The sequence below is a fragment of the Micrococcus sp. M4NT genome (assembly GCF_033790745.1).
Lineage (GTDB): Bacteria > Actinomycetota > Actinomycetes > Actinomycetales > Micrococcaceae > Micrococcus.
Map to the genome: position 1 here is coordinate 44139 of NZ_JAMYEH010000007.1, position 22387 is coordinate 66525.

Genomic DNA, 22387 nt, shown 5'->3' on the forward strand with positions numbered 1-22387 from the left:
ACGCGGCGCGCGGGTCGGCGGGTCGATCCCGTCCATGCTAGGCCACCGGGGCGACGCGACAGGGCCCGCCCCCTATCCTGGGAGGATGCCGTCCCGCGTCCCCGCTCCGGTCCGCCTGTCCGCCCTGCTGGCCGCCGTCGCCCTGGCCACCACCGCGTGCTCGGGCCGCACGGCCACCGTGGAGGCCGCCCCCGACGCCGCGGACCCCGCGTGCGCCCCCGCCATGATCGCCATGCCGGACGAGCTGGCCGACCTCCCGTTGCGCCCCACGGACAGCCAGGCCACCGCCGTGTGGGGTGACCCGGCGGCCGTCGTGCTGCGCTGCGGCGTGCCCTCCCCCGGCCCCACCACGGACCCGTGCCTGCGCGTGGACGAGGTCGACTGGGTGGTGCGGGACGAGGACGCGAACTGGCGCCTCACCACGTACGGCCGCACGCCCGCCGTCGAGGTGCTCTTCGCGAAGGACCGGGCGAGCTCGGACTCGGTGATGACCGGCCTGTCCTCCGCCGTGGCCCGCATCCCCGCCGAGCGCGCGTGCGTGAACCTGGAGGACGCGACGCCCGTGGGCTGAGGCCGCCCGCCGCGCGGCGCGGCCCGGCTCAGTGCAGGCCGGTGCCGCGCTCGATCGCGAGGTCCAGCAGCTCCGAGATGAGCTCGGCGTAGGGCAGGCCCGTGCGCTCCCACATCGCGGGGTACATGCTGATCGGGGTGAAGCCGGGCATCGTGTTGATCTCGTTGACGACCCAGCGCCCGTCCGGGGTGTGGAAGAAGTCGCAGCGGCCCAGGCCGGAGCCGTCCACGGCCTCGAAGGCGGTGACGGCGAGCTCGCGCAGGCGCGCGATCTGCTCCTCGGGCAGCTCGGCCGGGCAGGAGAGCTGCGCGGCCTCGCGGTCCTGGTACTTCGCCTCGAAGTCGTAGAACTGGTGGCCGGCCTCGGAGCCCTTCACCACGATCTCCCCGGGCAGGGAGGCGCGCGGGGCCTCCGTGCCGTGGCCGTCCAGGACGGCGCACTCGATCTCCCGGCCCAGGATGCCGGCCTCCACCACGACCTTGGGGTCGTAGCGGCGCGCCTCCTCGATCGCGGCGCGCAGGTCCTCGCCCTCGGCCACGCGGGTGATGCCGAACGAGGAGCCGCCGCGGGCGGGCTTGACGAAGAGCGGGTGCGCGAGGCGGCCGGCGCGCTCGAGCGCGGCCTCGGGGTCCCGCGCCCACTGGCGGTCCGTGATGGTCTCCCACGGCCCCACCTCGAGGCCGGCGGCCTGGAAGGCCACCTTCATGAAGTGCTTGTCCATGCCGACGGCGGAGGCGAGCACGCCGCAGCCCACGTAGGGCAGGCCCAGGGACTCGAACATGCCCTGCAGCGTCCCGTCCTCGCCGAACGGGCCGTGCAGCAGGGGGAACACCACGTCCACCGGGCCGAGGGAGGCGCCGTCCTCGGCCACGAGCTCGACGGCGCCGTCCGCGCGCGTGCGCACGCTCACCGGGCGCTGCGGCTCGGGGACCTCCGGGAGCTCGCCCGCGTCGAGGCGGAACCCCGCGACGTCCACCTCGCCGTGGGACCACAGGCCCGAGCGTGCGACGCCCACGGGCACCACGTCCCAGCGCGCGGGGTCCGCCGCGTGCAGCACACCGGCGGCGGTGACGCAGCTGATGGGGTGCTCGCTCGAGCGGCCGCCGAACAGCAGGAGCACGCGCGGGCGGCGGCCGGCGGGCCCGCCCGCGGCGGAGGCATCGTGGACGGTGGCGGCCGGGGCGGCCTCGGGGGTGGCGGTCATGCGATGCGTCCTTCCGACTTCAGGTCCCGGCCGAGCAGGAGGCCGGCCAGGTGGTGCACGTCCACGGAGCCGGCGACGACCCGGTCCATGGCCTCGCTGATGGGCATCTCCACGCCGTGCGCGCGGGCCACGTGGACGATCGCGGACACGGACTTCAGGCCCTCCGCGGTCTGCTTCATGGCGGCCACGGCCTCGTCCACGCCCATGCCGGTGCCGAGCAGACGTCCGGCGCTGCGGTTGCGCGAGAGCGGAGAGGCGCACGTGGCCACGAGGTCGCCCAGGCCCGCGAGTCCGGCGAGGGTGCCGGCGTCGCCGCCCAGGCGCACGGCCAGGCGGGTGGTCTCGGCCAGGCCGCGCGTGATGATCGAGGCCTTCGAGTTGTCCCCCAGGCCCTGGCCGTCGCAGATGCCCACGGCGAGGGCGATCACGTTCTTCACGATCCCGCCGATCTCCACGCCCACGACGTCCGTGTTGGTGTAGGGGCGGAAGGTGCGGCCCGCGGTGAGCGCGGCCACGCGCTCGGCGGTCGCCGCCGACGTCGAGGCGACCACGGTGGCGGTGGGCTCCCCGCGCGCGATCTCGAGGGCCAGGTTGGGCCCGGAGACCACAGCGAAGCGGTCGGCGGCCAGACCCAGGACGTCGGCGCACACCTGGGAGGGGCGCGCATCCGTGCCGCGTTCGAGGCCCTTCACGAGCGAGACGACGACGGCGTCCGGCGCGATCGCGTCCGCCACGGACTCGAGGGTGGCGCGCACGCTCTGTGCGGGCACCGCGACCACCACGACGCCGGCGCCGGAGACGGCCTCGCGGGCGTCGGTGACGGCGCGTACGCACGCGGGCAGCTCGATCCCCGGCAGGTACTCCGAGTTGGCGTGGTCGCGGTTGACGGCCTCGGCCACCTCGGCACGGCGCGACCAGACCACCACCTCGCGGGCGCGGGCCCCCTCGGGGCTCGTGCTGGTGCCCAGCACGCGGGCGAAGGCGGTGCCCCAGCTGCCGGCGCCCAGCACGGCGACGACGGCGGGGTCCCCGGCGGGGCGCGGGCCCTGTGGACTCGCGTGCGTCACGCTCGGGGCTCCCGGCGTCCGGTCTTCGGGTTCCACCGGCCCTCCGGGGCGGGCTCGCCGCGCAGCTGCGCCACGAGGTCCGTGACGGCGTCCATCATCCGATCGGTGCCGGTGCGCAGGACGGTGGCCGTCAGGGGGACGTCCCGGAGGTCGTCCAGGTCCACGGGCTCGCCCACGACCATGCGCGCGGTCTTGCGCGGGAAGGGCTTCAGGGCGTGGGTCGGGTACGGCAGCAGCTCCTGGATGCCCCACTGGCCCACGGGGACGAGCGGCGCGCCGGTCTGCAGGGCCAGGCGGACGGCGCCGGCGCGGGCCGCCATGGGCCAGCCGTCGGGGTCGCGGGTCACCGTGCCCTCGGGGTACACCACGATCACGCGGCCGGCGGCGAGGGCGGCCCGGGCCGCCTCGAGCGAGCGGCCGCCGTCGCGGGAGCGGTCCACGGGGATCATGCGGGTGGACTGGAGCATCTGCTTCAGGCCCGGGACCTTCCACAGCTCGGCCTTCGCCATGATGGTGGGCAGCAGGCCCTGGTTGTAGACCATGTGGGCCACGGAGAGCGGGTCGATCTCCGAGATGTGGTTCACCGCGAGGATCGCTCCGGTGCGCGGGATCCGGTCCGTGTGCTCCCAGCGCTGGCGCACGAGGGAGCGCATGAGCGGCCGGACGAGCGCGGCCGGGACCACGTAGCCCCGTCGCTCCGCCCGGGTGGGGGCGGCCGTCCCAGGGGTCGCGTTCGCGGGGCCCACGGACGTCATCGATCGGTCTCGGCCAGCTCGACGTCGGCGCCGAGCCCCTGGAGCTTGTCCATGAAGTGCTCGTAGCCGCGGTTGATGATCTCCAGGCCCGTGGCGGTGGAGGTGCCCTCGGCCGCGAGCGCGGCGATGAGGTGGGAGAAGCCGCCGCGCAGGTCAGGGATGTCGAAGTCCACGCCGTGCAGGGGCGTGGGGCCGGAGATCACGGCGGAGTGCAGGAAGTTGCGCTGGCCGAAGCGGCACGGCACGGAGCCCAGGCACTCGCGGTGCAGCTGGATGGAGGCGCCCATGCGCACGAGCGCGTCGGTGAAGCCGAAGCGGTTCTCGTACACGGTCTCGTGGACGATCGAGACGCCCGTGGCCTGGGTCAGAGCCACCACGAGCGGCTGCTGCCAGTCGGTCATGAAGCCGGGGTGCACGTCCGTCTCCAGCACGAGCGGGTTGAGGTCGCCGCCGGCGTGCCAGAAGCGGATGCCGTCGTCGGTGACGTCGAACTCGCCGCCGATCTTGCGGTACGTGTTGAGGAACGCCGTGAGGTCGCTCTGCGCGGCGCCGCGCACGAAGATGTCGCCGCGCGTCGCCAGGGCGGCGGAGGCCCACGAGGCGGACTCGTTGCGGTCCGGCAGGGCGACGTGGTTGTACCCGCGCATCTCGGCGACGCCCTCGATGCGGATGGTGCGGTCCGTCTGCACCGTGATGATCGCGCCCATCTTCTGGAGGACGTCGATGAGGTTGTGGATCTCCGGCTCCACCGCGGCGCCCTTGAGCTCGGTGATGCCCTCCGCCTTCACGGCGGTGAGCAGCACCTGCTCCGTCGCGCCCACGGAGGGGTAGGGCAGCTCGAGCTTCGCTCCGTGCAGCCCCTTGGGGGCGGAGATGGAGATGCCGCCCGGGCGCTTGTCCACCACCGCACCGAAGTTGCGCAGCACCTCGAGGTGGTAGTCGATCGGGCGGTCGCCGATCTTGCAGCCGCCCAGGTCGGGGATGAAGGCCTCGCCGATCGCGTGCATCAGCGGGCCGCAGAAGAGGATCGGGATGCGCGAGTCGCCCGCGTGGGCGTCGATCTCCGCGGTGAGGGCGGACTTCACGCCGGCCGGATCCATGGTGATGGAGCCCGACTCCTTGTCCCAGTCCACGGTGACGCCGTGGATCTCGAGGAGGGAGCTGACCACGTCCACGTCCTTGATCTCCGGGACGCTGCGCAGCGTGGAGGGCGTGTTGCCCAGCAGAGCGGCCACCATGGCCTTCGGGACGAGGTTCTTGGCGCCGCGCACCGTGACCTCGCCCGTGAGCGGCTTTCCGCCGTGGATCGTCAGCAGCTTCGCCATTCTCGTGTCCTTCCTCAACGTGACGCTCGGGCCACGGTCTCGGCGACGCCCCGGGGGAAGCGGAGGCGTGCGGGTTCGGGCACCGGCCGCGCTGCACGCGCTCGGCCCCGGAATCGCACCCAGCATAGGTGCTGGGGGGGCCGCGGCCGCAACGCCCCGCCGCACGGCGGACAGCTGGGCGCCTGTGCCGTCGGCCACGCCGACGCCGCCCCGGCGCGCGCGTCAGTCGGCGGCGGTGCGCGCGGGCAGCGTGGTGGGCTTCCAGGCGGGGCGGGCCGCCTCGTAGGCGTCGATCGCCTCCCGGTGGCCGAGGGTGGCGCCGATGTCGTCGATCCCCGCGAGCAGGCGACGCCGGGCGTCGTCGTCGATCTGGAAGGTGGTGCTGAAGCCGCCGCACTCCACCGTGCGGCGCTCGAGGTCCACGGTCACGGCCGCTCCCGGCTCGTTCTCGAGCTCCTTCCAGATCCGCTCGATGTCCGCCTGCTCCACCTGGGCGGCCACGAGGCCCTGCTTGGCGGAGTTGCCGCGGAAGATGTCCGCGAAGCGCGGGGAGAGCACGGCCTTGAAGCCGTAGTCCTTGAGCGCCCACACGGCGTGCTCACGGGAGGAGCCCGTGCCGAAGTCCGCGCCGGTCACGAGCACCGAGCCGGCGCTGTAGGGCTCCGTGTTGAGGATGAACTCCGGGTCCTGGCGCCAGCCGGCGAACAGGGCGTCCTCGAAGCCCGTGCGCGAGATCCGCTTGAGGTACACGGCGGGGATGATCTGGTCCGTGTCCACGTTGGAGGCGCGCAGCGGGACGCCGATGCCGGTGTGGGTGGTGAACTTCTCCATGGCTCAGGCCTCCTGGACGGTGAGGGCGGGCAGGTCGGACGGGCTCGCGAGGCGCCCGAGGACGGCGGTGGCGGCGGCCACCACGGGCGAGACCAGGTGGGTGCGCCCGCCCTTGCCCTGGCGGCCCTCGAAGTTGCGGTTCGAGGTGGAGGCGCAGCGCTCCCCCGGCGCGAGCTGGTCCGGGTTCATGCCCAGGCACATCGAGCAGCCGGCGAAGCGCCACTCGGCGCCGAAGTCCTGGATCACGCGGTCCAGACCCTCCTCCATGGCCTGCAGGCGCACCCGCGCGGAGCCGGGGACCACCATGACGCGCAGCCCCTCGGGCTTGGTGCGGCCCTTCACGATCTCCGCGAAGGTGCGCAGGTCCTCGATGCGGGAGTTGGTGCACGAGCCCATGAACACCGTGTCCACCGCCACGTCCTTCATGGGGGTGCCGGGAGCGAGGTCCATGTAGCGCAGCGCCTTGCGGGCCGCCTCCTGGGCGGCGGGGTCGGCGAAGTCCTCCGGCGCGGGGACGGCGTCGTTGAGGCTGATCCCCTGGCCGGGGTTGGTGCCCCACGTGACGAACGGCTCGAGCGTGTCCGCGTCCAGGACCACCTCGGCGTCGAACCGTGCGCCCTCGTCCGTGGCCAGCGTGCGCCAGTGCGCGACGGCGGCGTCCCAGTCCTCGCCGACCGGCGCGTGCGGACGCCCCTTCAGGTACTCGAACGTGGTGTCGTCCGGGGCCACCATGCCGGCGCGGGCGCCGGCCTCGATGGACATGTTGCAGATGGTCATGCGGCCCTCCATGGAGAGAGCACGGATGGCCTCGCCACGGTACTCCAGCACGTAGCCCTGGCCGCCGCCCGTGCCGATCTTCGCGATGACGGCGAGGACGATGTCCTTGGCCGTGACGCCCGGGCGCAGGGTGCCGTCCACCGTGATCGCCATCGTCTTGAAGGGCTTGAGCGGCAGGGTCTGCGTGGCGAGGACGTGCTCCACCTCGGAGGTTCCGATGCCGAACGCGAGGGCGCCGAACGCGCCGTGCGTGGAGGTGTGGGAGTCGCCGCACACCACGGTCAGGCCGGGCTGGCTGAGGCCGAGCTGCGGGCCCACCACGTGCACGATCCCCTGCTCCACGTCCCCGAGGGAGTGGAGGCGGATGCCGAACTCGGCGGCGTTGGCGCGCAGCGTCTCGATCTGGAGGCGGGAGACGGGGTCGGCGATGGGCCGGTCGATCTCGAGGGTGGGGGTGTTGTGGTCCTCGGTCGCGATCGTCAGGTCCGGGCGATGCACGGACCGGCCGGCCAGGCGCAGCCCCTCGAACGCCTGGGGGCTCGTCACCTCGTGCAGCAGGTGGAGGTCGATGTACAGCAGGTCTGGCGCACGGGAGGCCCCCTCGCCCTCGCCGCGGACCACCACGTGCTCGTCCCAGACCTTCTCGGCCAGCGTGCGCGGATGCGTCGTGGGACCCATGGATCGTCCTCCTCGTCGTGCCGCGGTCGCCTCGTCCTCCGCGGGCCCCCGCGGTGCGGCCCGGCGTCGTCGTCCCACTGTGCCGCCCCGCCCCCGGGGATCTCGACCCGCGAACCGCAACGTCTCACATTGCAAGACGCTATGATCGCGACATGACCCTCCCCGACTCTCCTGACCCCCGGGGCAACGACGCCCTGGGACCCGCGCTGCACCGCCACCCGAGCGGCGTGGGCGTGGTGGACAAGTCCGTGGCCATCCTGGACGCGCTCGAGTCCGGCCCGGCCACCCTCGCCCAGCTCGTGGCCGCCACGGGCATCGCCCGTCCCACACTGCACCGCCTCGCGGCGGCGCTCGCTCACCACCGCCTCGTGGGCAAGGACCTGCAGGGCCGCTACGTGCTCGGCTCCCGCCTGGCCGAGCTGGCCTCCGCCGCGGGCGAGGATCGGCTGACCACGGCCTCCGGGCCCGTCCTGCTGTGGCTGCGGGACGCCACGGGCGAGTCCGCGCAGGTGTTCCGCCGCCAGGCCGACTCGCGCGTGTGCGTGGCCTCGGCCGAGCGACCGTGGGGCCTGCGGGACACCATCCCGGTGGGCGCCCGCATGTCCATGAAGGCCGGATCCGCGGCACAGGTGCTGCTCGCCTGGGAGGACCACGAGCGTCTCGTCGAGGGCCTCGCCGGGGCCGTCTTCACCCCCACCGTCCTGGCGGCCGTGCGCCGCCGCGGCTGGGCGCAGTCGCTCGCCGAGCGGGAGCCCGGCGTCGCCTCCGTGTCCGCGCCGGTGCGCGGGCCGAGTGGCCGCGTGATCGCCGCCGTCTCCATCTCCGGCCCCCTCGAGCGCCTCTCCCGGCAGCCGGGGCGCGTGCACGCCGAGGCCGTCGTCGCCGCCGCCACACGCCTCACCGAGCTGATCCGCTCCGGCGAGGCCTGAGTCCGCGCCGCCGCGGCCGGTTCGTCCCGCGACCACCGCGGGAACACCCCGCGTCCGCGCCGCGTTCGGCGCGTGTTCACGCGTCCGGCTTAGCCTTGGGGCGTCCGTCGCCCGCCCGCCCCCCGCCCGCCCCACCCGCAAGGAGTCCGAAGTGACGCAGCCGAGCACCTCCCCCGCGAGCCCCGTCGAGACCGGACGGGAGGACGGGGTCGGCCGGCCGGCGAGCCCGCGTCTGTCCGTGATCGGCACCGGCTATCTCGGCGCCACGCACGCGGCGTGCATGGCCGAGCTTGGCTTCGAGGTCCTGGGCGTGGACGTGGACCCGGCCAAGATCGAGCGACTGGCCCGCGGCGAGGTGCCGTTCCACGAGCCCGGCCTGCCGGAGCTGCTGCGCACGCACGTGGAGTCCGGCCGCCTGCGGTTCACCACGGACGTCGAGGAGGCCGCGCGCTGGGCGGACGTGCACTTCATCGGCGTCGGCACCCCGCAGCAGGCGGGCTCGTCCGCCGCCGACCTCACCTATGTGGACGCCGCGGTGACCTCGCTCGCCCAGGCGATCGACCGGGACGCCCTGATCGTGGGCAAGTCCACCGTGCCCGTGGGCACCGCGCGGCGCCTGACCGGCCTCGTCGCCGAGGTGCGCGCCGCGGCCGGCCTGCCGGGCGACGTCGAGCTCGCCTGGAACCCCGAGTTCCTGCGCGAGGGCTTCGCCGTGCAGGACACGCTCACCCCGGACCGCCTCGTGATCGGCACCTCCGGTCCGCGCGCCGAGCCGATCCTGCGCCGCGTCTACGCGCGGCAGCTGGCCGCGGAGACGCCGTGGGTCTCCACGGACCTGGAGACCGCGGAGCTCGTCAAGGTCGCCGCGAACGCGTTCCTGGCCACGAAGATCTCCTTCATCAACGCGTTCTCCGAGATCACGGAGACCGTGGGCGGGGACATCCGCACGCTGGCGGATGCGATCGGCCACGACGCCCGCATCGGCCGCCGCTTCCTGAACGCCGGCGTGGGCTTCGGCGGCGGCTGCCTGCCCAAGGACATCCGCGCGCTGCAGGCCCGCGTCTCCGAGCTCGGCCTGGACCGCACCATGCGCTTCCTCGCCGAGGTGGACGACATCAACCTGCGCCGCCGAGAGCGCGTGGTGGACCTGGCGGTGGAGATGCTCTCCGCGGCCCACGGCCACGAGGCGGCGGCCGGCCCGTACGGCGGCACGACGACGGGCTCGGGCGAGGAGGTCCTGCACGGCGCCCGGATCGCGGTGCTCGGCGTGACCTTCAAGCCGGACTCCGATGACGTGCGCGACTCCCCCGCGCTCGACGTCGCCGCGCGCCTCTACTCGGTCGGCGCGGACGTGCGGGTGTACGACCCCGAGGGCAGCGCCAACGCGGCCGCCCGCTTCCCGCGCCTGGACTACGTCGGCTCGCTGGACGAGGCCGTGGAGGGCGCCGAGCTGACGCTCCTGCTGACCGAGTGGCAGGAGTTCCGGGAGATGGACCCGGAGGCCGTGGGCGGCAAGGTCGCCGACCGGCTGCTGATCGACGGCCGCAACGTGCTGGACACCGCCGCGTGGGAGGCCGCCGGCTGGGCCGTCACGGGGCTGGGCCACCGGTTCGACCCCGCGTCGGTCACCGCGCGGCGCTGAGGCCGCCGGCCATCGGCCCCGGCGCGCGACAGCCCGAGGCGCGTCAGCCGCCGAAGTGGTCCCAGCCTCGCTCGGGCAGGGGCCGATGGCCGGCCGGTGGTTCGGCGCCGGCAGGGAGCATCCGCCCGATCCGGGTGAACCCGGCCGGCAGCACGGTCTCCGGCCAGGCCAGGCCCACCACCCCGTAGTCCTCGCCGCCGGCGAGAACCAGGGCCTCCGGCGCGACGCCGGCCAGCGCGGCCACGCGCGCCAGCGGACGGGCGACGTCGGCGAGCCAGGTGTCGGCCACCCACGGGGTCAGGATCCGCGCCCCGCCATCCTCGACCCGACCGCCCGGGGCGCCCGTGCCGCAGGCCCGCGCCATGCGGTGCGCGTCCCGGCCGATCCCGTCGGAGACGTCCATGAGGGTGAGCACCCCGGCGGCCAGCGCGGCCGGTCCCGCGGCGAGGGGCGGCCGCGGGCGCAGCTGCCCCCGGACGGCGCGCGCGATCTCGCGGGCGCCCGGCCGCTGCTCCGCGGGCAGGGCGTCCCAGCGGCGCTCGAGCTCGGCCCGCTCGGTCAGCAGGAGGCGCAGCCCGGCGGCAGCCCATCCCGGTCCGCCGCCGACGAGTCCCCCGAGCACCTGGCAGTGCACCAGGTCCGCGCCCTCGGCGAGCAGGCGGTCCCGGTCCTCCGCGCGCCGCGGTCGGCGCTCCAGCACCCCCGCACCCGGATCCCCGAGCACCGTCACGGCGGCCTGGATCCGCTCCCCCGTGCCGAGGTCGCCGCCCGCGGCGCGGCACCCGCCGGCGCCGAGCCGGGCGATGGCGCCCGCGATCCCCCGCGCGAACCCGCGGACCCACGCGACGTCCGTGCCCTCGGGGAGCGTCAGCGCCGTGACGAGCGCGGAGGAGCTCGCCCCCATCGCGTTGATGTCGGAGAGGTTCTGCGCGGCGGCCTTCCAGCCGGCGTCGTAGCCCCGCGTGCGCACCCCGGCAGGCCACATCAGCAGGAAGTCCGTGCCCTCGCCCATGGCGTCCGTGGAGACCACCACGGCGCCGCGCGGGGCGGGGACGACGGCGGCGTCGTCCCCGGGCGGAACGGAGTCGGCCGGCCACAGCGCGGGGGCACTGGCAGGGGCGAGGGCCCCCTGGATGATCTCCACGAGGCCCTCTTCGGACAGCTCGCCGACCGTGAGGCCGGCACCACCGGGACCCGTCACCGGCGCGCCCGTCCCCGGCCGCGGGCGGACGTGCCCGCCGCCGTCCCGATCGCGGACTGGAAGCGGTGGTAGCGCTCGATCTCGGCGGTCACGGGGTCCACCACGAGGCGGCGGCCCACCGCCGTCGTCGACTCCTCGAGGCGACGGCGGGCGCGGCGGCCGCGCGCCGCCGCGGTCCAGCGCGTGAGCGGGACCGCCAGGAGCGCCAGCAGCAGGCCGAGCGCGAGGCCGCCGACCAGCAGCAGCGTCGGGATCGGGAAGCCCTCCACGCTCGGCGCCGGCGGGAGCGCGAACTGCAGGTACACGGCGAGGGCCAGCAGGCCGAGCCAGCCTGCGCCGACCACCGCGGTCAGCAGCGCGAGCCACTGCAGCACGTTCAGGACGGGCCACCACCAGCTGCCCTGGGCGGCACCCAGGTCGGTGGCGGAGATCGCCTGGTCCACGGCGTCCGGGACGGCGTCGAGCTCTGCGCGGCCGGCACGGCGGATGGACGCGGCCCACGGCTCCGGCGCGCCCGCGGACGCCTCCGTGACCACGGTGCGCACAGCGCCCTCGACGACGGCCCGCTGGGTCCCCGTGCGCGTGGGCAGCGAGGTGCGGTGCACCGCGGGGTCGCGTTCGATCTCGTCCCGGTCGCGGCGGGCGGAGGCCCGCTCGGGCATGAGGTGGAGGCGGCGCAGCGGATCGGCCCGGAAGGAGTGCATCCAGCGCAGCACCGGCCAGCTGGTCTGCTTGGCTGAGCGGAGGCGGTAGGAGCCCTCCACCGCGCGCACCACGGCCGGCACGCCGCCGGCCACCGCGAGGTCCTTGCCGAGGCGGTGCTCGAGCCCGTCCGTGACGCCGGCGGGATCGCCCGTGCCGGAGGCCGCGGAGAGGTCCTCGGCCCGGGCGGCCACGTCGGCGCCCAGGCGCTCGACGGCGGCGCCCCGGGCCGCGACGATCGACGCGAGCTGGCGGCCGACCTCATCGAGCCCCTCGCCCGTGCGGGCGGAGACCGGCAGGACGCGCACGTCCGCGAGGCCGTGGCCCGTGAGCATGTGGCGCAGCGAGGCGAGCACGGTGTCCCGGTCCGCCACGGTGAGGCGGTCCACCTGGTTCAGCAGCACGAGCGTGACGGCGGCGTGCGAGCCCATCGTGGCGAGGAAGTCGCGGTGGATCACGGCGTCCGCGTACTTCTCCGGGTCCACGACCCACACGAGCACGTCCACGTGGCCCGCCAGCTTGGACGTGATCTCCCGGTTGTTCAGCTCCACCGAGTCGATGTCCGGCAGGTCGAGCAGGATGAGGCCCGTGGCGTCCGCGCCGTCCTTGTGGCCGATGCCGAGGAACCCGCTCCGGCCGCCGTCGAGCACGGGGGCCTCGTCCAGCAGGTGGCGGCGCGTGACGCCGAGCCAGTCGAGCAGGGCCGCGGCGCCGCCGCCCTCCCCCGTGCCGTCCGCGTCCGGGCCGCCGCCGAGGCCCTGGCCGTGGCGCACGCCCCACACCGCCGCGAGCGGCTCGGACGTGGTCGGGCGGGTGGCGGCCACGCGGGCGAGGTCACGCCCGGTCAGCGCGTTGAACAGGGACGACTTGCCGGAGCCGGTGGCCCCGAAGAAGCCGACCACGGTGTGCTCGGCGGACAGGGAGCGGCGCTCCCCCGCGGCGCGCACGGCGGCCTCGGCGGTGTCCACGGGCCCGTCCGGCAGGCGGTTCCGCCCCAGGTCGGCGGCCTCGCCGAGTGCGCTCAGGCGCTCGTCCAGGGTGGCGACGGCGCGGCTCATCGGGCGTCCTCCTCGGACTCGGCGACGAGGCGGCCCTCGACGACGTCGGCGGGAGGGGTCGTCCGCTCGGCCGGTGCGGCCGCGGTGAGGTCGACGCCGGGAAGGGCGGGCTCATCGCCCTCCTCACCGGGGTGGCCGTCGAGGCCGGCCTCCACGCCGCGACGCAGGGTCGGGACGAGGGCGCGCAGCGCCGCGGTGTCCGAGGGGTCGCGGTCCAGGGCGAGCAGCGGCAGGAAGCGGCCCGCGAGGACCTCCTCGAGCAGCGTCCGCACCCGGACCTCGAGGAGGTCGTTGGCGCGCTTGGCCATGCGGCGCACGGCGTCCTCGCCGAAGATCGACTCGAGCAGCTTCTGGCCCACCACGGCGGCGCCGCCGGCGATCCCGACCTCGATGCCGGCCAGCCCCGCGGTGGAGGCGAACGAGAGGACCATGAGGGACACGGCGGCCGCGTTGACGCCGAAGGCGGCCAGGCGAGCCCTGGTGCGGCGGCCGGCGCCCTCCTCCTCGATGAGCGACAGCACGTCCTGCTGCCACGTGCGGACCACGGCGGCGGCGCGCTCGGACACGTCCGCGGGCAGCGCGCCGAGGTCACGGCCGGCCACGAGGGCACGGCCCGCGGGCTCGGCCGCCCAGCGGCGCTCCACCTGCTCCGCGGCCGTGGCGACGGCCTCCACCATGACGGCGTGCAGCCCGGTCTCGAGCGCCGACTCGACCTCCTCCACCGGGGCCGGGCGGCCGCGCACGAGGGCGGTCACGCGGTCGCGGATGCGGCCGATCGCGCTCTCGACTCCGCGGAAGAACTCGCCGGTGCCCACGAAGTCCTGCCAGCGGGCCAGCACCTCCCCGCGCAGGAGCGTCCCGTCCGAGGTGGCGTGCTGGACGGTCTCCACCGCCTGCTCGGTGGCGTCCGTGACGGAGCGGGCCAGGCCGGCTGCGGCCACCTGCTGGTCCTCCTCGGCGCGGGCGAGGTCCTCCACCCGGTCCGCGAGCTGCGCGAGGACGCCGTCCACAGTGCGGCGGGCCACGGCGGAGCGGGTCTGGGCGTCGTGCGCGAGCTCCTCGAGCCACGCGCGGAGGCTGGCCACATGCTCCTGCGGGAGCAGGCCCGCCTCGTCGAAGCGCGTCTCCGGGATCACGTGGATGCGGGCGTCGGGCAGGCCGTGCTCGGTGAGCATGCGCTGGAGGTCGGGGGTGATGGACTCGGCGTCGCCCTCGGGCACGCGGCCCAGCACGACGGCGACCGTGATGTCGCGGGCGGCCGCCTGGTCGAGGAGCTGCCACGGGACGGCGTCGGCGTAGCGGTGCGCCGTCGTCGTGAAGATCCACAGGTCCGCGGCCTCGAGGAGCTGGCGGGCCAGGGCGCGGTTCTGGTCGGCCACGGAGTCGATGTCCGGGGCGTCCACCAGCGCGATGCCGGCGGGCAGGGAGGGCTCCGCGACGAGCGCGACCGTGTCCATCGCGTTCGAGTCCGGCTCCACGGGGCCGCCGGCCTCCGTGCGGTGCACGGTCACGCGGGCCAGGTCCGGCAGCACGCGGGGGCCGGTGAACCACGCGGCGTCGGCCGGGTTGTGCAGGAGCAGGGGCTGGCGTGTGGTGGGGCGCAGGGCCGAGGAGCGGGAGACCTGGTGCCCCACGAGGGCGTTGACCAGGGTCGACTTGCCCGCGCCGGTCGAGCCGCCGACGACGGCCAGCAGGGGGGCGTCGAGGGAGTCGAGGCGGGGAAGGACGTAGTCGTCGATCTGGTGGAGGGTGCGCTCGCGCTCGGCCCGGTCCGCCTGCGCGGACGGCGTCTCGAAGCCGAGGTCCAGGTCGGCGACGTGGTCGCGGACGCGGCGGACGGCGGTGTCGATGCCCGGCGTGGCGGTGCCCTGCGGCGGAGTGGCGGCGTTCTCGTCAGTGGGATGCACGCGTCCCATTCTCACACGAGGGGCCCGTCCGGGCCCGGAACAGGACGGGTGGGCACTGCCCCGGAGACGGCGCAAGCCCGGTCCAGATGGACCGGGCTTGCGTCACTCACGTGACCCCAGCGGGATTTGAACCCGCGTTACCGCCGTGAGAGGGCGGCGTACTAGGCCGCTATACGATGGGGCCGAGCTGCCCCCGGCATCGCTGCCGGAAGCGGGTGGAGAGTTCTGTGCGCCTGCCTCTCCGAGCAGGTGGACGGCTCGTATGACCGTCCGTGCACCGCGTCCGTGGACGTGATGCGTGCGTGACCCCAGCGGGATTTGAACCCGCGTTACCGCCGTGAGAGGGCGGCGTACTAGGCCGCTATACGATGGGGCCGTGCGCGCCGACTGCTGTCAGCGCTCACTGAGTCGAAGACTCGCTGGGGTACCAGGACTCGAACCTAGAATGACGGTACCAGAAACCGTTGTGTTGCCAATTACACCATACCCCACTGCATGTCAAGCATCGCTTGACATCAGTGCTATTCACAAGCTGGATGTCCCCGGACCTCTCCGGCAACGAGTAGGAACTCTACCCCATGCCCGGCGCCCACGCAACATCGGCGTCAGAGCCAGGTGAGCAGGCCGCCGATGGCGTCCATCCGCCAGCACTCCCGCTCCGCGTCCCAGCGCGGCGCGACGGGGGCGGCATCGGCCGCCGGGTCCTGATCGGGCTCGGGCGCCGTGGCGTCGCGCGGGACCCCCGCGTCGTCGGGCGCGAGCCAGACGGGGACCAGCCCGGCGCCGCGAGCCCCGGCGACGTCGCTGGACAGGCTGTCCCCCACCATGAGCGTGCGGGCCGGCTCGGTCCCCATCCGCTCGCACCCGGCGAGGAACGGCGCGGGGTCCGGCTTGGGGGCACCGGCCGTGTCCGAGCCGATGAGCACGCGCACCCAGTCCAGGCCGAGCGCGTCCGCCTTGCCCCGCTGGTACTCCTCCACGTTGTTCGTGACGATCCCCACCGCGCGGCCGGACGCGCGCACCGCGGCCAGCACGTCCGCCGTCGCAGGGAAGAGCGCCCAGTGCGCGCGGATCTCGTCCTCGTAGTCCGTGAGCCACAGCGCCTCGAGCGGCTCGGCCGTCTCCGCGGGCGCGCCCAGGCGCTCGAGCGCCGAACGAGCCCGGGCCAGCCGCTGCCCAGCGAAGCTCAGCTCGCCGGCGAGGTAGCGGTCGTAGTGGCCGTCGGCGTCCGCGGCGAACGCCTCGACGGCTGCCGCGAGCACCCCCGGGGCCACGCCGCCCACCCCGGCCCACTGGTGGTGCATGGTGGCGTGGAACGCGGCGTGCTGGGCCGTGCGCAGGTCCAGCAGCGTGTCGTCGAGGTCGAAGAGGACCCCGTCCCACGCGGGGGCCGACGGGCCGCCGGCCCCCGAGGCGCGGCTCACGCGTCCGTGGGCAGCGCGGCGTCGAGGCCCTGCTCCGCGGCGAAGCGGTCCAGGCGGGCCAGCGCGGAGTCGCGACCGAGGATCTCGAGGGACTCGAACAGCGGCGGGGACACCTTGCGGCCGGTCGCGGCCACGCGCACGGGCCCGAAGGCCTGGCGCGGCTTGAGCTCGAGTCGCTCCACGAGGGCCTCGCGCAGCGCGGCCTCGATCCGCTCGGTGGTGAACTCGTCCGCCGGCAGGGCGGCCAGCGCCTCGCGGGCCGCGGCGACGGCGGCGCGCAGGTCCGCGGGCATGCCCTTGAGGGCCCCGGCCTCCGTGGCGATGTCCCCGTCCTCCGTGAAGAGGAAGCGCAGCATCTCGACGGCCTCGCCGAGCAGCTGGACGCGCTCCTGCACGAGCGGCGCGGCGGCGGCGAGGATGCGCTGCTCGCGCTCCGTGAGCTGGGCGTCCACGAGGCCGGCGGCGTGCAGGTACGGCACCAGGCGGGCCTGGAAGTCGGCCGGCTCCAGCATGCGCACGTGGATGCCGTTGATGGCGATCGCCTTCTTCTCGTCGAAGCGGGCGGGGTTGGCCAGGACCTTGTGCACGTCGAAGTTCTCGATGAACTGCTCGGGCGTGAAGATGTCCTCGTCCGCGGAGAGCGACCAGCCCAGCAGGGCCAGGTAGTTCAGCAGGCCCTCCGGGATGAAGCCGTTGTCCCGGTGCAGGAACAGGTTGGACTGAGGGTCGCGCTTGGAGAGCTTCTTGTTGCCCTCGCCCATCACATACGGCAGGTGGCCGAACACCGGCATGTACTGGGCGACGCCGATCGCGTACAGGGCGCGGTAGAGCGCGATCTGCCGGGGGGTGGAGGAGAGCAGGTCCTCGCCGCGCAGCACGTGGGTGACGCCCATGAGCGCGTCATCCACCGGGTTCACGAGCGTGTAGAGCGCCGAGCCGTCCGCGCGGACCACCACGAAGTCCGGCACGGAGCCGGCCTTGAAGGTGATCTCCCCGCGCACCAGGTCGGTGAAGGTGATGTCCGTGTCCGGCATGCGCACGCGCCACACCGGCGTGCGGCCCTCGGCCTCGAAGGCGGCGACCTGGTCCTCGGTCAGGTCGCGGTCGACGCCGTCGTAGCCGAGCTTGGGGTCGCGCCCGGCGGCCCGGTGGCGCGCCTCGATCTCGTCCGGGGTGGAGTAGGAGGGGTAGATGTGGCCGCCGGCCTTGAGCTTCTCGATGACCTCGGCGTAGATCTCACCGCGCTGGGACTGGCGGTAGGGCTCGTGCGGGCCGCCCACCTCGACGCCCTCGTCCCAGTCGATGCCGAGCCAGCGCATGGCCTCGAGCAGCTGCTGGTAGGACTCCTCGGAGTCGCGCTTCGCGTCCGTGTCCTCGATGCGGAAGACGAGCGTGCCGCCGGTGTGGCGGGCCCAGCCCCAGTTGAACAGCGCCGTGCGGACCATCCCGACGTGCGGAGTTCCCGTGGGCGAGGGACAGAAGCGCACGCGCACGGGAGTGTCGGCGTCCACCTGGGGGACGTCGGCGAAGATCGCGGGCGCGTTCTCGGGGGCGGTGGTGTTCTCGGACACGGGGGCGGTGGGCTCAGTCATGATGCCCCGAGTCTACGCGGGGCTCCCCCGGGCTCAGCGGCGGAAGGGGGTGGCGAGCACGCCGATGCCCTCCACCTCGGCCTCGACGCGCTGGCCCTCGGCCACCGTGCCGACGCCGGCCGGGGTGCCGGTGAGGATCACGTCGCCCGGCAGGAGGGTGAAGATCTCCGAGGCGGCGGCCACCAGCTCGCGCACGCCGAAGACCATGTCCGTCGTCGTGCCGTCCTGGCGGGTCTCGCCGTCGAGCCGGGAGGTGACCCGCAGGCCGCCGGCGGCCTCCACGTCCAGCTCCGTCTCGATCCACGGGCCGAGCGGGCAGGCGCCGTCGAAGCCCTTGGCGCGGGCCCACTGCAGGTCGGTCCGCTGGGCGTCGCGGGCGGTGAGGTCATTGCCCACGGTGTACCCGAACACCACGTCGTCCACGCGGTTCAGCGGGACGTCCTTGCAGATGGTGCCGATGACGACGGCCAGCTCGGCCTCGTAGGACACCTCGTCCGACCAGGAGGGCAGGGTCACGGGCTCGTTCGGCCCGACGACCGAGGTGTTGGGCTTGAGGAAGAACTGCGGCGAGGTCGGGGTCTCGTTGCCGAGCTCCTTCGCGTGGTCCGCCCAGTTGCGGCCGACGCCCACGATCTTCGAGCGCGGGATGATCGGCGCGACGAGGCGCACGTCCTCGAGCCGGTGCGTGGTCCGGGTGGGCTGGACCCCGTGGAAGAACGGGTCGCCCTGCAGGGCGGTGATCGTCAGCTCGGAGAGGTCGGCCCCGGCGGGCCCCTCGACGACGCCGTAGGTCGGTTCTGCCTTGTCCACGAAACGAGCGATGCGCATGGGGCCAGCCTAGTGGGCGGGCGCTGCCCCTCAGCAGCAGCGGCTGCCCGGGTTCGCGTCCTGCTTCGCGTACTCGTCGCGCCAGAACTCGCGCTCGCTCATCGGTTCCTCGCCCGGATGATGCGCCCGGTGGTGGGCCAGGTAGGCGTCGTACTTCCCCTCCCCCGTGAGCTGGCGCAGCCACCAGCGGACCGAGGCCCACGCGCCGCGCCGGCCGCCGACGCCGGACGCGGCCTCCGCGGGGGAGGCGACGTCCGGCGTCGTGGTGTGCGGACCGGGCACGTCAGTGCCCCCGCACCGGCTGCTTCTCCACCGGCAGGGCGTCCCACTGACGCTGGATCTCCTTCTCCTCGGCAGTGGCCGCGAGGCCGGCCGGGGCGAAGCGCGTCGAGGGCACGTACGGGTCCTCGTGGTTGGGCGCGTCCACACCGCGCAGCGCGCGCAGGGTGGCGAGCACGGACGTGGTGATCACGATCAGGGCGAGCACCAGGAACACCACCGAGAGCGTGCCCTGGATGGCCGTGTTGCGGACCACCGCGTCCATGGCCTCGGGCGTCTTGGCGGCGCCGAAGCTCGTCTTGCCGGCCGCGATCGCGTCCTGGAACGCACGGTGCTGCGCCCAGTAGCCGACCGCCGGCACCGGCGAGAAGATCTTCTGGAAGCTCGCCACGGTGGTCACCACCGTGATGAACGCGAGCGGCAGGGCCACGATCCACAGGCCCTTCCCGCGGGTGCGGCGCGCCACGATGGTGAGCACGACGGCGAGCGCGATCGCCGCCAGCAGCTGGTTGGCGATGCCGAACAGCGGGAACAGGGTGTTGATGCCGCCGAGCGGGTCGGTGACGCCCATGATCAGGACGGCGCCCCACGCGGCCACCATGATCGCGGTGCACACCCACGCGCCCACGCGCCAGGACGGATCCCGGAAGCGCGGGACGACGTTGCCCAGCGAGTCCTGGAGCATGAAGCGTGCCACGCGCGTGCCGGCGTCGACGGCGGTGAGGATGAACAGCGCCTCGAACATGATGGCGAAGTGGTACCAGAAGCCCATGAGGGCCTCGCCGCCGACCAGCTGGCCCATGATGAGGGAGAGCCCGACGGCGAGCGTCGGGGCGCCGCCGGTGCGCGAGACCACCGTCTCCTCGCCCACGAGGTTCGCGAGCGTGGTCAGGTGCTCCGGGGTGACGTCCACGCCGGCCAGGCCGAGGGACATGACCCAGGCCGCCGCGGACTCCGGGGTGCCGCCCGTGAGCGCGGCGGGGGCGTTCATGGCGAAGTACACGCCGCGGTCGATGGACACGGCCGCCACGAGCGCCATGATGGCCACGAAGGCCTCCATGAGCATGCCGCCGTAGCCGATGAAGCGGGTCTGACGCTCCTTCTCCACCATCTTCGGCGTGGTGCCGGAGGCGATGAGGGCGTGGAAGCCGGAGAGCGCGCCGCACGCGATGGTCACGAACAGGAACGGGAACAGCGAACCCGGCCAGACGGGGCCGGCGTTGCCCGAGGCGAACTCGGAGAACGCCGGGGCGGTGATGCGCGGCTGGACGATGACGATGGCGACAGCCAGGCCCGCGATGACGCCGATCTTCATGAAGGTGGAGAGGTAGTCGCGCGGGGCGAGCAGCAGCCACACGGGCAGCACGGCGGCGATGAACCCGTAGGCGATGATCGCCCAGGAGATCGTGACGCGGTCCAGGGTGAAGAGGGCCGCGCCCCACTCCGTGCCGGCCACCCAGCCGCCGCCGACGATGGCGGCCATGAGCAGGACGAAGCCGATGACCGAGACCTCGGTGATGCGGCCCGGGCGCAGGTAGCGCAGGTACAGGCCCATGAAGAGGGCGATCGGGATGGTCATGCCGACGGAGAAGACGCCCCACGGGGACTCTCCCAGGGAGTTGACGACGACGAGGGCCAGGATCGCGGTGATGATCACCATGATGAGCAGCGTGGCGATGATGGCAGCGGTGCCGCCGAACCGGCCGAGCTCCTCCCGGGCCATCTGGCCGAGGGAGCGGCCGCCGCGGCGCATGGAGAAGAACAGCACGAGGTAGTCCTGGACCGCGCCGGCGAGGATCACGCCCACGATGATCCAGATGGTGCCCGGCAGATAGCCCATCTGCGCGGCGAGCACCGGGCCGACGAGCGGGCCGGCGCCGGCGATGGCGGCGAAGTGGTGGCCGTAGAGCACGCGGCGGTCGGTGGCCACGTAGTCGCGGCCGTCGGCGCGGTACTCGGCCGGGGTGGCGCGGGTGTCGTCCGGGCGGACGATGAGGCGCTCCACATACCGCGAGTAGAAGCGGTAGCCGATCAGGAACGTGGCCACGGACGCGAACACGAACCAGATGGCGTTGATGGACTCGCCGCGGTGCAGGGCGAGCATGGTCCAGGCGACGCCGCCGAGCAGGGCGAGCAGGGCCCAGACGGCGATGCTCACGGGGGTCCAGCGGGGGCGGTGCTCCGCCTCGACGGGCGGCAGCTGTGCCTGGCCCTCCTCGGGGTGGGGGGATGTCCCCTCGGCGGGGGCGGGGATGGAGGAGCGGTGCGAGCTCACGGAGACTCCTGATCGCGGGTGACGGATTCGACCCAGGGAGTGTCTCACGTCTCACCGCGGTACCCGCGCGCCGGTCGCTCGGCGACGGCGGCGCCGTCGGTCGGGCCGCCGTCGGATCTGACGACGTGGACAGGGTCTGCGTCCTGGACGCAGACCCTGTCCATGCATGCAGACCCTGGCTCGGGCCTGCTCAGACCAGGCGGTGCAGCCAGCCGTGGCGGTCCTCGACCGTGCCGGTCTGGATGCCCTCGAGCTCGGCGCGGATCCTGAAGGTGACGTCGGCGCCGCCGGCGGACTCGATGACGTCGTCCCCGTCGAGCAGGCGCCCGATGGGCGTGACCACCGCGGCCGTGCCGCACGCGAACACCTCCGTGATCTCCCCGGAGCGCACGCCCTCGGCCCACTCGGCCAGGGTGATGCGGCGCTCCTCCACCGTCAGGCCCATGTCACGACCCAGCTGGAGGATCGAGGAGCGGGTGACGCCCTCGAGGATGCTGCCGCTCAGCGCGGGGGTGACGAGGCGACCGTCGGAGAACACGAAGAACACGTTCATGCCGCCGAGCTCCTCGATGGCGTCGTCGTTCGCGGAGTCGAGGAAGACCACCTGATCCGCGCCCTTCGACGCGGCCTGCAGCTGCGGGAGGAGGGACGCCGCGTAGTTGCCGCCGGTCTTCGCCGCGCCCATGCCGCCCTTGCCCGCGCGGGCGTACTCGCGGGAGACCCAGATGGTGACGGGCTTGACCTCGCCGCCGAAGTAGTTGCCGGCCGGCGAGGCGATCACCATGTAGCGCACCTCGCGCGCCGGCCGCACGCCGAGGAACGCCTCCGTGGCGATCATGAAGGGGCGCAGGTAGAGGGACTGGCCCTCGCCGTCCGGCACCCACCCCTGGTCCGCCTCCACGATGGCCTTCAGGGAGCCGAGGAAGATCTCCTCGGGCAGCTCGGGGAGGGCCAGGCGCACGGCGGAGCGGTTGAGGCGCGCGGCGTTGGCCTCGGGGCGGAACGTCCACACCGAGCCGTCACCGTGGCGGTAGGCCTTCAGGCCCTCGAAGATCTCCTGGGCGTAGTGCAGCACGGACGCCGACGGGTCGAGGGAGAGGGGGCCGTAGGGCTCCACGCGGGCGTCGTGCCACGCGCCGCCGTCCTCGCTCCACGTCCAGTCCACGGAGACCATGTGGTCCGTGAAGACCTTGCCGAAGCCGGGGTCCTGCAGGATCTCCACGCGCTCCTCCTCCGAGAGCGGGGAGAGGTGCGGCTGCCGGGTGAACACGGTCTCGGACACGAGGGATCCTCCATCGGGGTGGGGCGGGTGGGCGCGGGTCCATCGTAGACCCGTGGGGGC

The 22387-nt window shown here is 74.1% G+C and carries 18 protein-coding genes and 3 tRNA genes; 3 read left to right on the forward strand and 18 right to left on the reverse strand.

Translation table 11 applies throughout. The features are described 5' to 3' along the window. Nucleotides 1-85 precede the first annotated feature (85 nt). Nucleotides 86-571, forward strand: a complete 486-nt coding sequence (locus NJC10_RS06110; RefSeq protein ID WP_248115109.1) for a DUF3515 family protein — start codon at nt 86-88, stop codon at nt 569-571. A 28-nt stretch (nt 572-599) separates the two neighbouring features. Here NJC10_RS06110 and NJC10_RS06115 read toward each other — a convergent pair whose 3' ends face one another. The 6 genes from NJC10_RS06115 to leuC form a co-directional block, all read right to left on the reverse strand. Continuing rightward, nucleotides 600-1775, reverse strand: a complete 1176-nt coding sequence (locus NJC10_RS06115) for a D-alanine--D-alanine ligase family protein (RefSeq protein WP_319075263.1) — start codon at nt 1773-1775, stop codon at nt 600-602. Further along, nucleotides 1772-2842, reverse strand: a complete 1071-nt coding sequence (locus NJC10_RS06120) for an NAD(P)H-dependent glycerol-3-phosphate dehydrogenase (protein WP_319075265.1) — start codon at nt 2840-2842, stop codon at nt 1772-1774. The genes NJC10_RS06115 and NJC10_RS06120 overlap by 4 nt, the downstream gene beginning before the upstream one ends. Further along, nucleotides 2839-3588 carry a lysophospholipid acyltransferase family protein gene (locus NJC10_RS06125; RefSeq protein ID WP_319075267.1) on the reverse strand — a complete coding sequence of 250 codons (750 nt, stop codon included), beginning with the start codon at nt 3586-3588 and terminating at the stop codon, nt 2839-2841. Before NJC10_RS06125 ends, NJC10_RS06120 begins: the two co-directional genes overlap by 4 nt. Nucleotides 3589-3593: 5 nt before the next feature. Then, complete coding sequence (murA, locus tag NJC10_RS06130) at nt 3594-4922, reverse strand: UDP-N-acetylglucosamine 1-carboxyvinyltransferase (protein ID WP_248115114.1); 1329 nt, start codon at nt 4920-4922, stop codon at nt 3594-3596. 222 nt (nt 4923-5144) lie between these two features. Next, nucleotides 5145-5753: a 3-isopropylmalate dehydratase small subunit gene (gene leuD, locus NJC10_RS06135; RefSeq protein WP_298713124.1), complete on the reverse strand. Its 609-nt coding sequence runs from the start codon at nt 5751-5753 to the stop codon at nt 5145-5147. A gap of 3 nt (nt 5754-5756) precedes the next feature. Then, a complete protein-coding gene (gene leuC / locus NJC10_RS06140) occupies nt 5757-7208 on the reverse strand; it encodes a 3-isopropylmalate dehydratase large subunit (protein WP_319075271.1) in 1452 nt (483 codons plus the stop codon). Between the two features lie 152 nt (nt 7209-7360). Between leuC and NJC10_RS06145 the strand changes: the two genes are divergently transcribed. Together NJC10_RS06145 and NJC10_RS06150 are read left to right on the forward strand one after the other, a co-directional pair. Then, nucleotides 7361-8137, forward strand: a complete 777-nt coding sequence (locus NJC10_RS06145; protein WP_248115117.1) for an IclR family transcriptional regulator — start codon at nt 7361-7363, stop codon at nt 8135-8137. Between the two features lie 151 nt (nt 8138-8288). Continuing rightward, nucleotides 8289-9779 carry a UDP-glucose dehydrogenase family protein gene (locus NJC10_RS06150; RefSeq protein WP_413466402.1) on the forward strand — a complete coding sequence of 497 codons (1491 nt, stop codon included), beginning with the start codon at nt 8289-8291 and terminating at the stop codon, nt 9777-9779. A gap of 43 nt (nt 9780-9822) precedes the next feature. Here NJC10_RS06150 and NJC10_RS06155 read toward each other — a convergent pair whose 3' ends face one another. The 12 genes from NJC10_RS06155 to NJC10_RS06210 all read right to left on the reverse strand — a co-directional run bounded on the left by NJC10_RS06155 (nt 9823) and on the right by NJC10_RS06210 (nt 22327). After that, entirely contained in the window at nt 9823-10923 is a 1101-nt protein-coding gene (locus tag NJC10_RS06155; protein WP_319075274.1) for a thiamine-phosphate kinase, read from the reverse strand. Between the two features lie 53 nt (nt 10924-10976). Beyond that, nucleotides 10977-12740, reverse strand: coding sequence for a GTPase family protein (locus NJC10_RS06160; RefSeq protein WP_319075277.1), 1764 nt, complete (start codon nt 12738-12740; stop codon nt 10977-10979). After that, nucleotides 12737-14656, reverse strand: a complete 1920-nt coding sequence (locus tag NJC10_RS06165; protein ID WP_413466404.1) for a dynamin family protein — start codon at nt 14654-14656, stop codon at nt 12737-12739. The genes NJC10_RS06160 and NJC10_RS06165 overlap by 4 nt, the downstream gene beginning before the upstream one ends. 102 nt (nt 14657-14758) lie before the next feature. Further along, nucleotides 14759-14831: transfer RNA gene (locus NJC10_RS06170), tRNA-Glu, on the reverse strand. A gap of 119 nt (nt 14832-14950) precedes the next feature. Beyond that, nucleotides 14951-15023, reverse strand: a tRNA-Glu gene (locus NJC10_RS06175). A 43-nt stretch (nt 15024-15066) separates the two neighbouring features. After that, nucleotides 15067-15138, reverse strand: a tRNA-Gln gene (locus tag NJC10_RS06180). Nucleotides 15139-15252: 114 nt separating this feature from the next. Further along, entirely contained in the window at nt 15253-16071 is an 819-nt protein-coding gene (locus tag NJC10_RS06185; protein WP_319075282.1) for an HAD family hydrolase, read from the reverse strand. Continuing rightward, nucleotides 16068-17663 (reverse strand): glutamate--tRNA ligase, encoded by a 1596-nt coding sequence (gene gltX, locus NJC10_RS06190; RefSeq protein WP_319075284.1) that lies wholly within the window; start codon nt 17661-17663, stop codon nt 16068-16070. The genes NJC10_RS06185 and gltX overlap by 4 nt, the downstream gene beginning before the upstream one ends. A 33-nt stretch (nt 17664-17696) precedes the next feature. Then, nucleotides 17697-18491, reverse strand: coding sequence for a fumarylacetoacetate hydrolase family protein (locus NJC10_RS06195; RefSeq protein WP_319075287.1), 795 nt, complete (start codon nt 18489-18491; stop codon nt 17697-17699). Between the two features lie 30 nt (nt 18492-18521). Then, nucleotides 18522-18773 (reverse strand): YbdD/YjiX family protein, encoded by a 252-nt coding sequence (locus NJC10_RS06200; RefSeq protein ID WP_319075290.1) that lies wholly within the window; start codon nt 18771-18773, stop codon nt 18522-18524. Nucleotide 18774: 1 nt separating this feature from the next. Beyond that, entirely contained in the window at nt 18775-21045 is a 2271-nt protein-coding gene (locus NJC10_RS06205; protein ID WP_413466405.1) for a carbon starvation CstA family protein, read from the reverse strand. A gap of 190 nt (nt 21046-21235) precedes the next feature. Next, a complete protein-coding gene (locus NJC10_RS06210; RefSeq protein ID WP_298713101.1) occupies nt 21236-22327 on the reverse strand; it encodes a branched-chain amino acid aminotransferase in 1092 nt (363 codons plus the stop codon). Nucleotides 22328-22387: the final 60 nt, after the last annotated feature.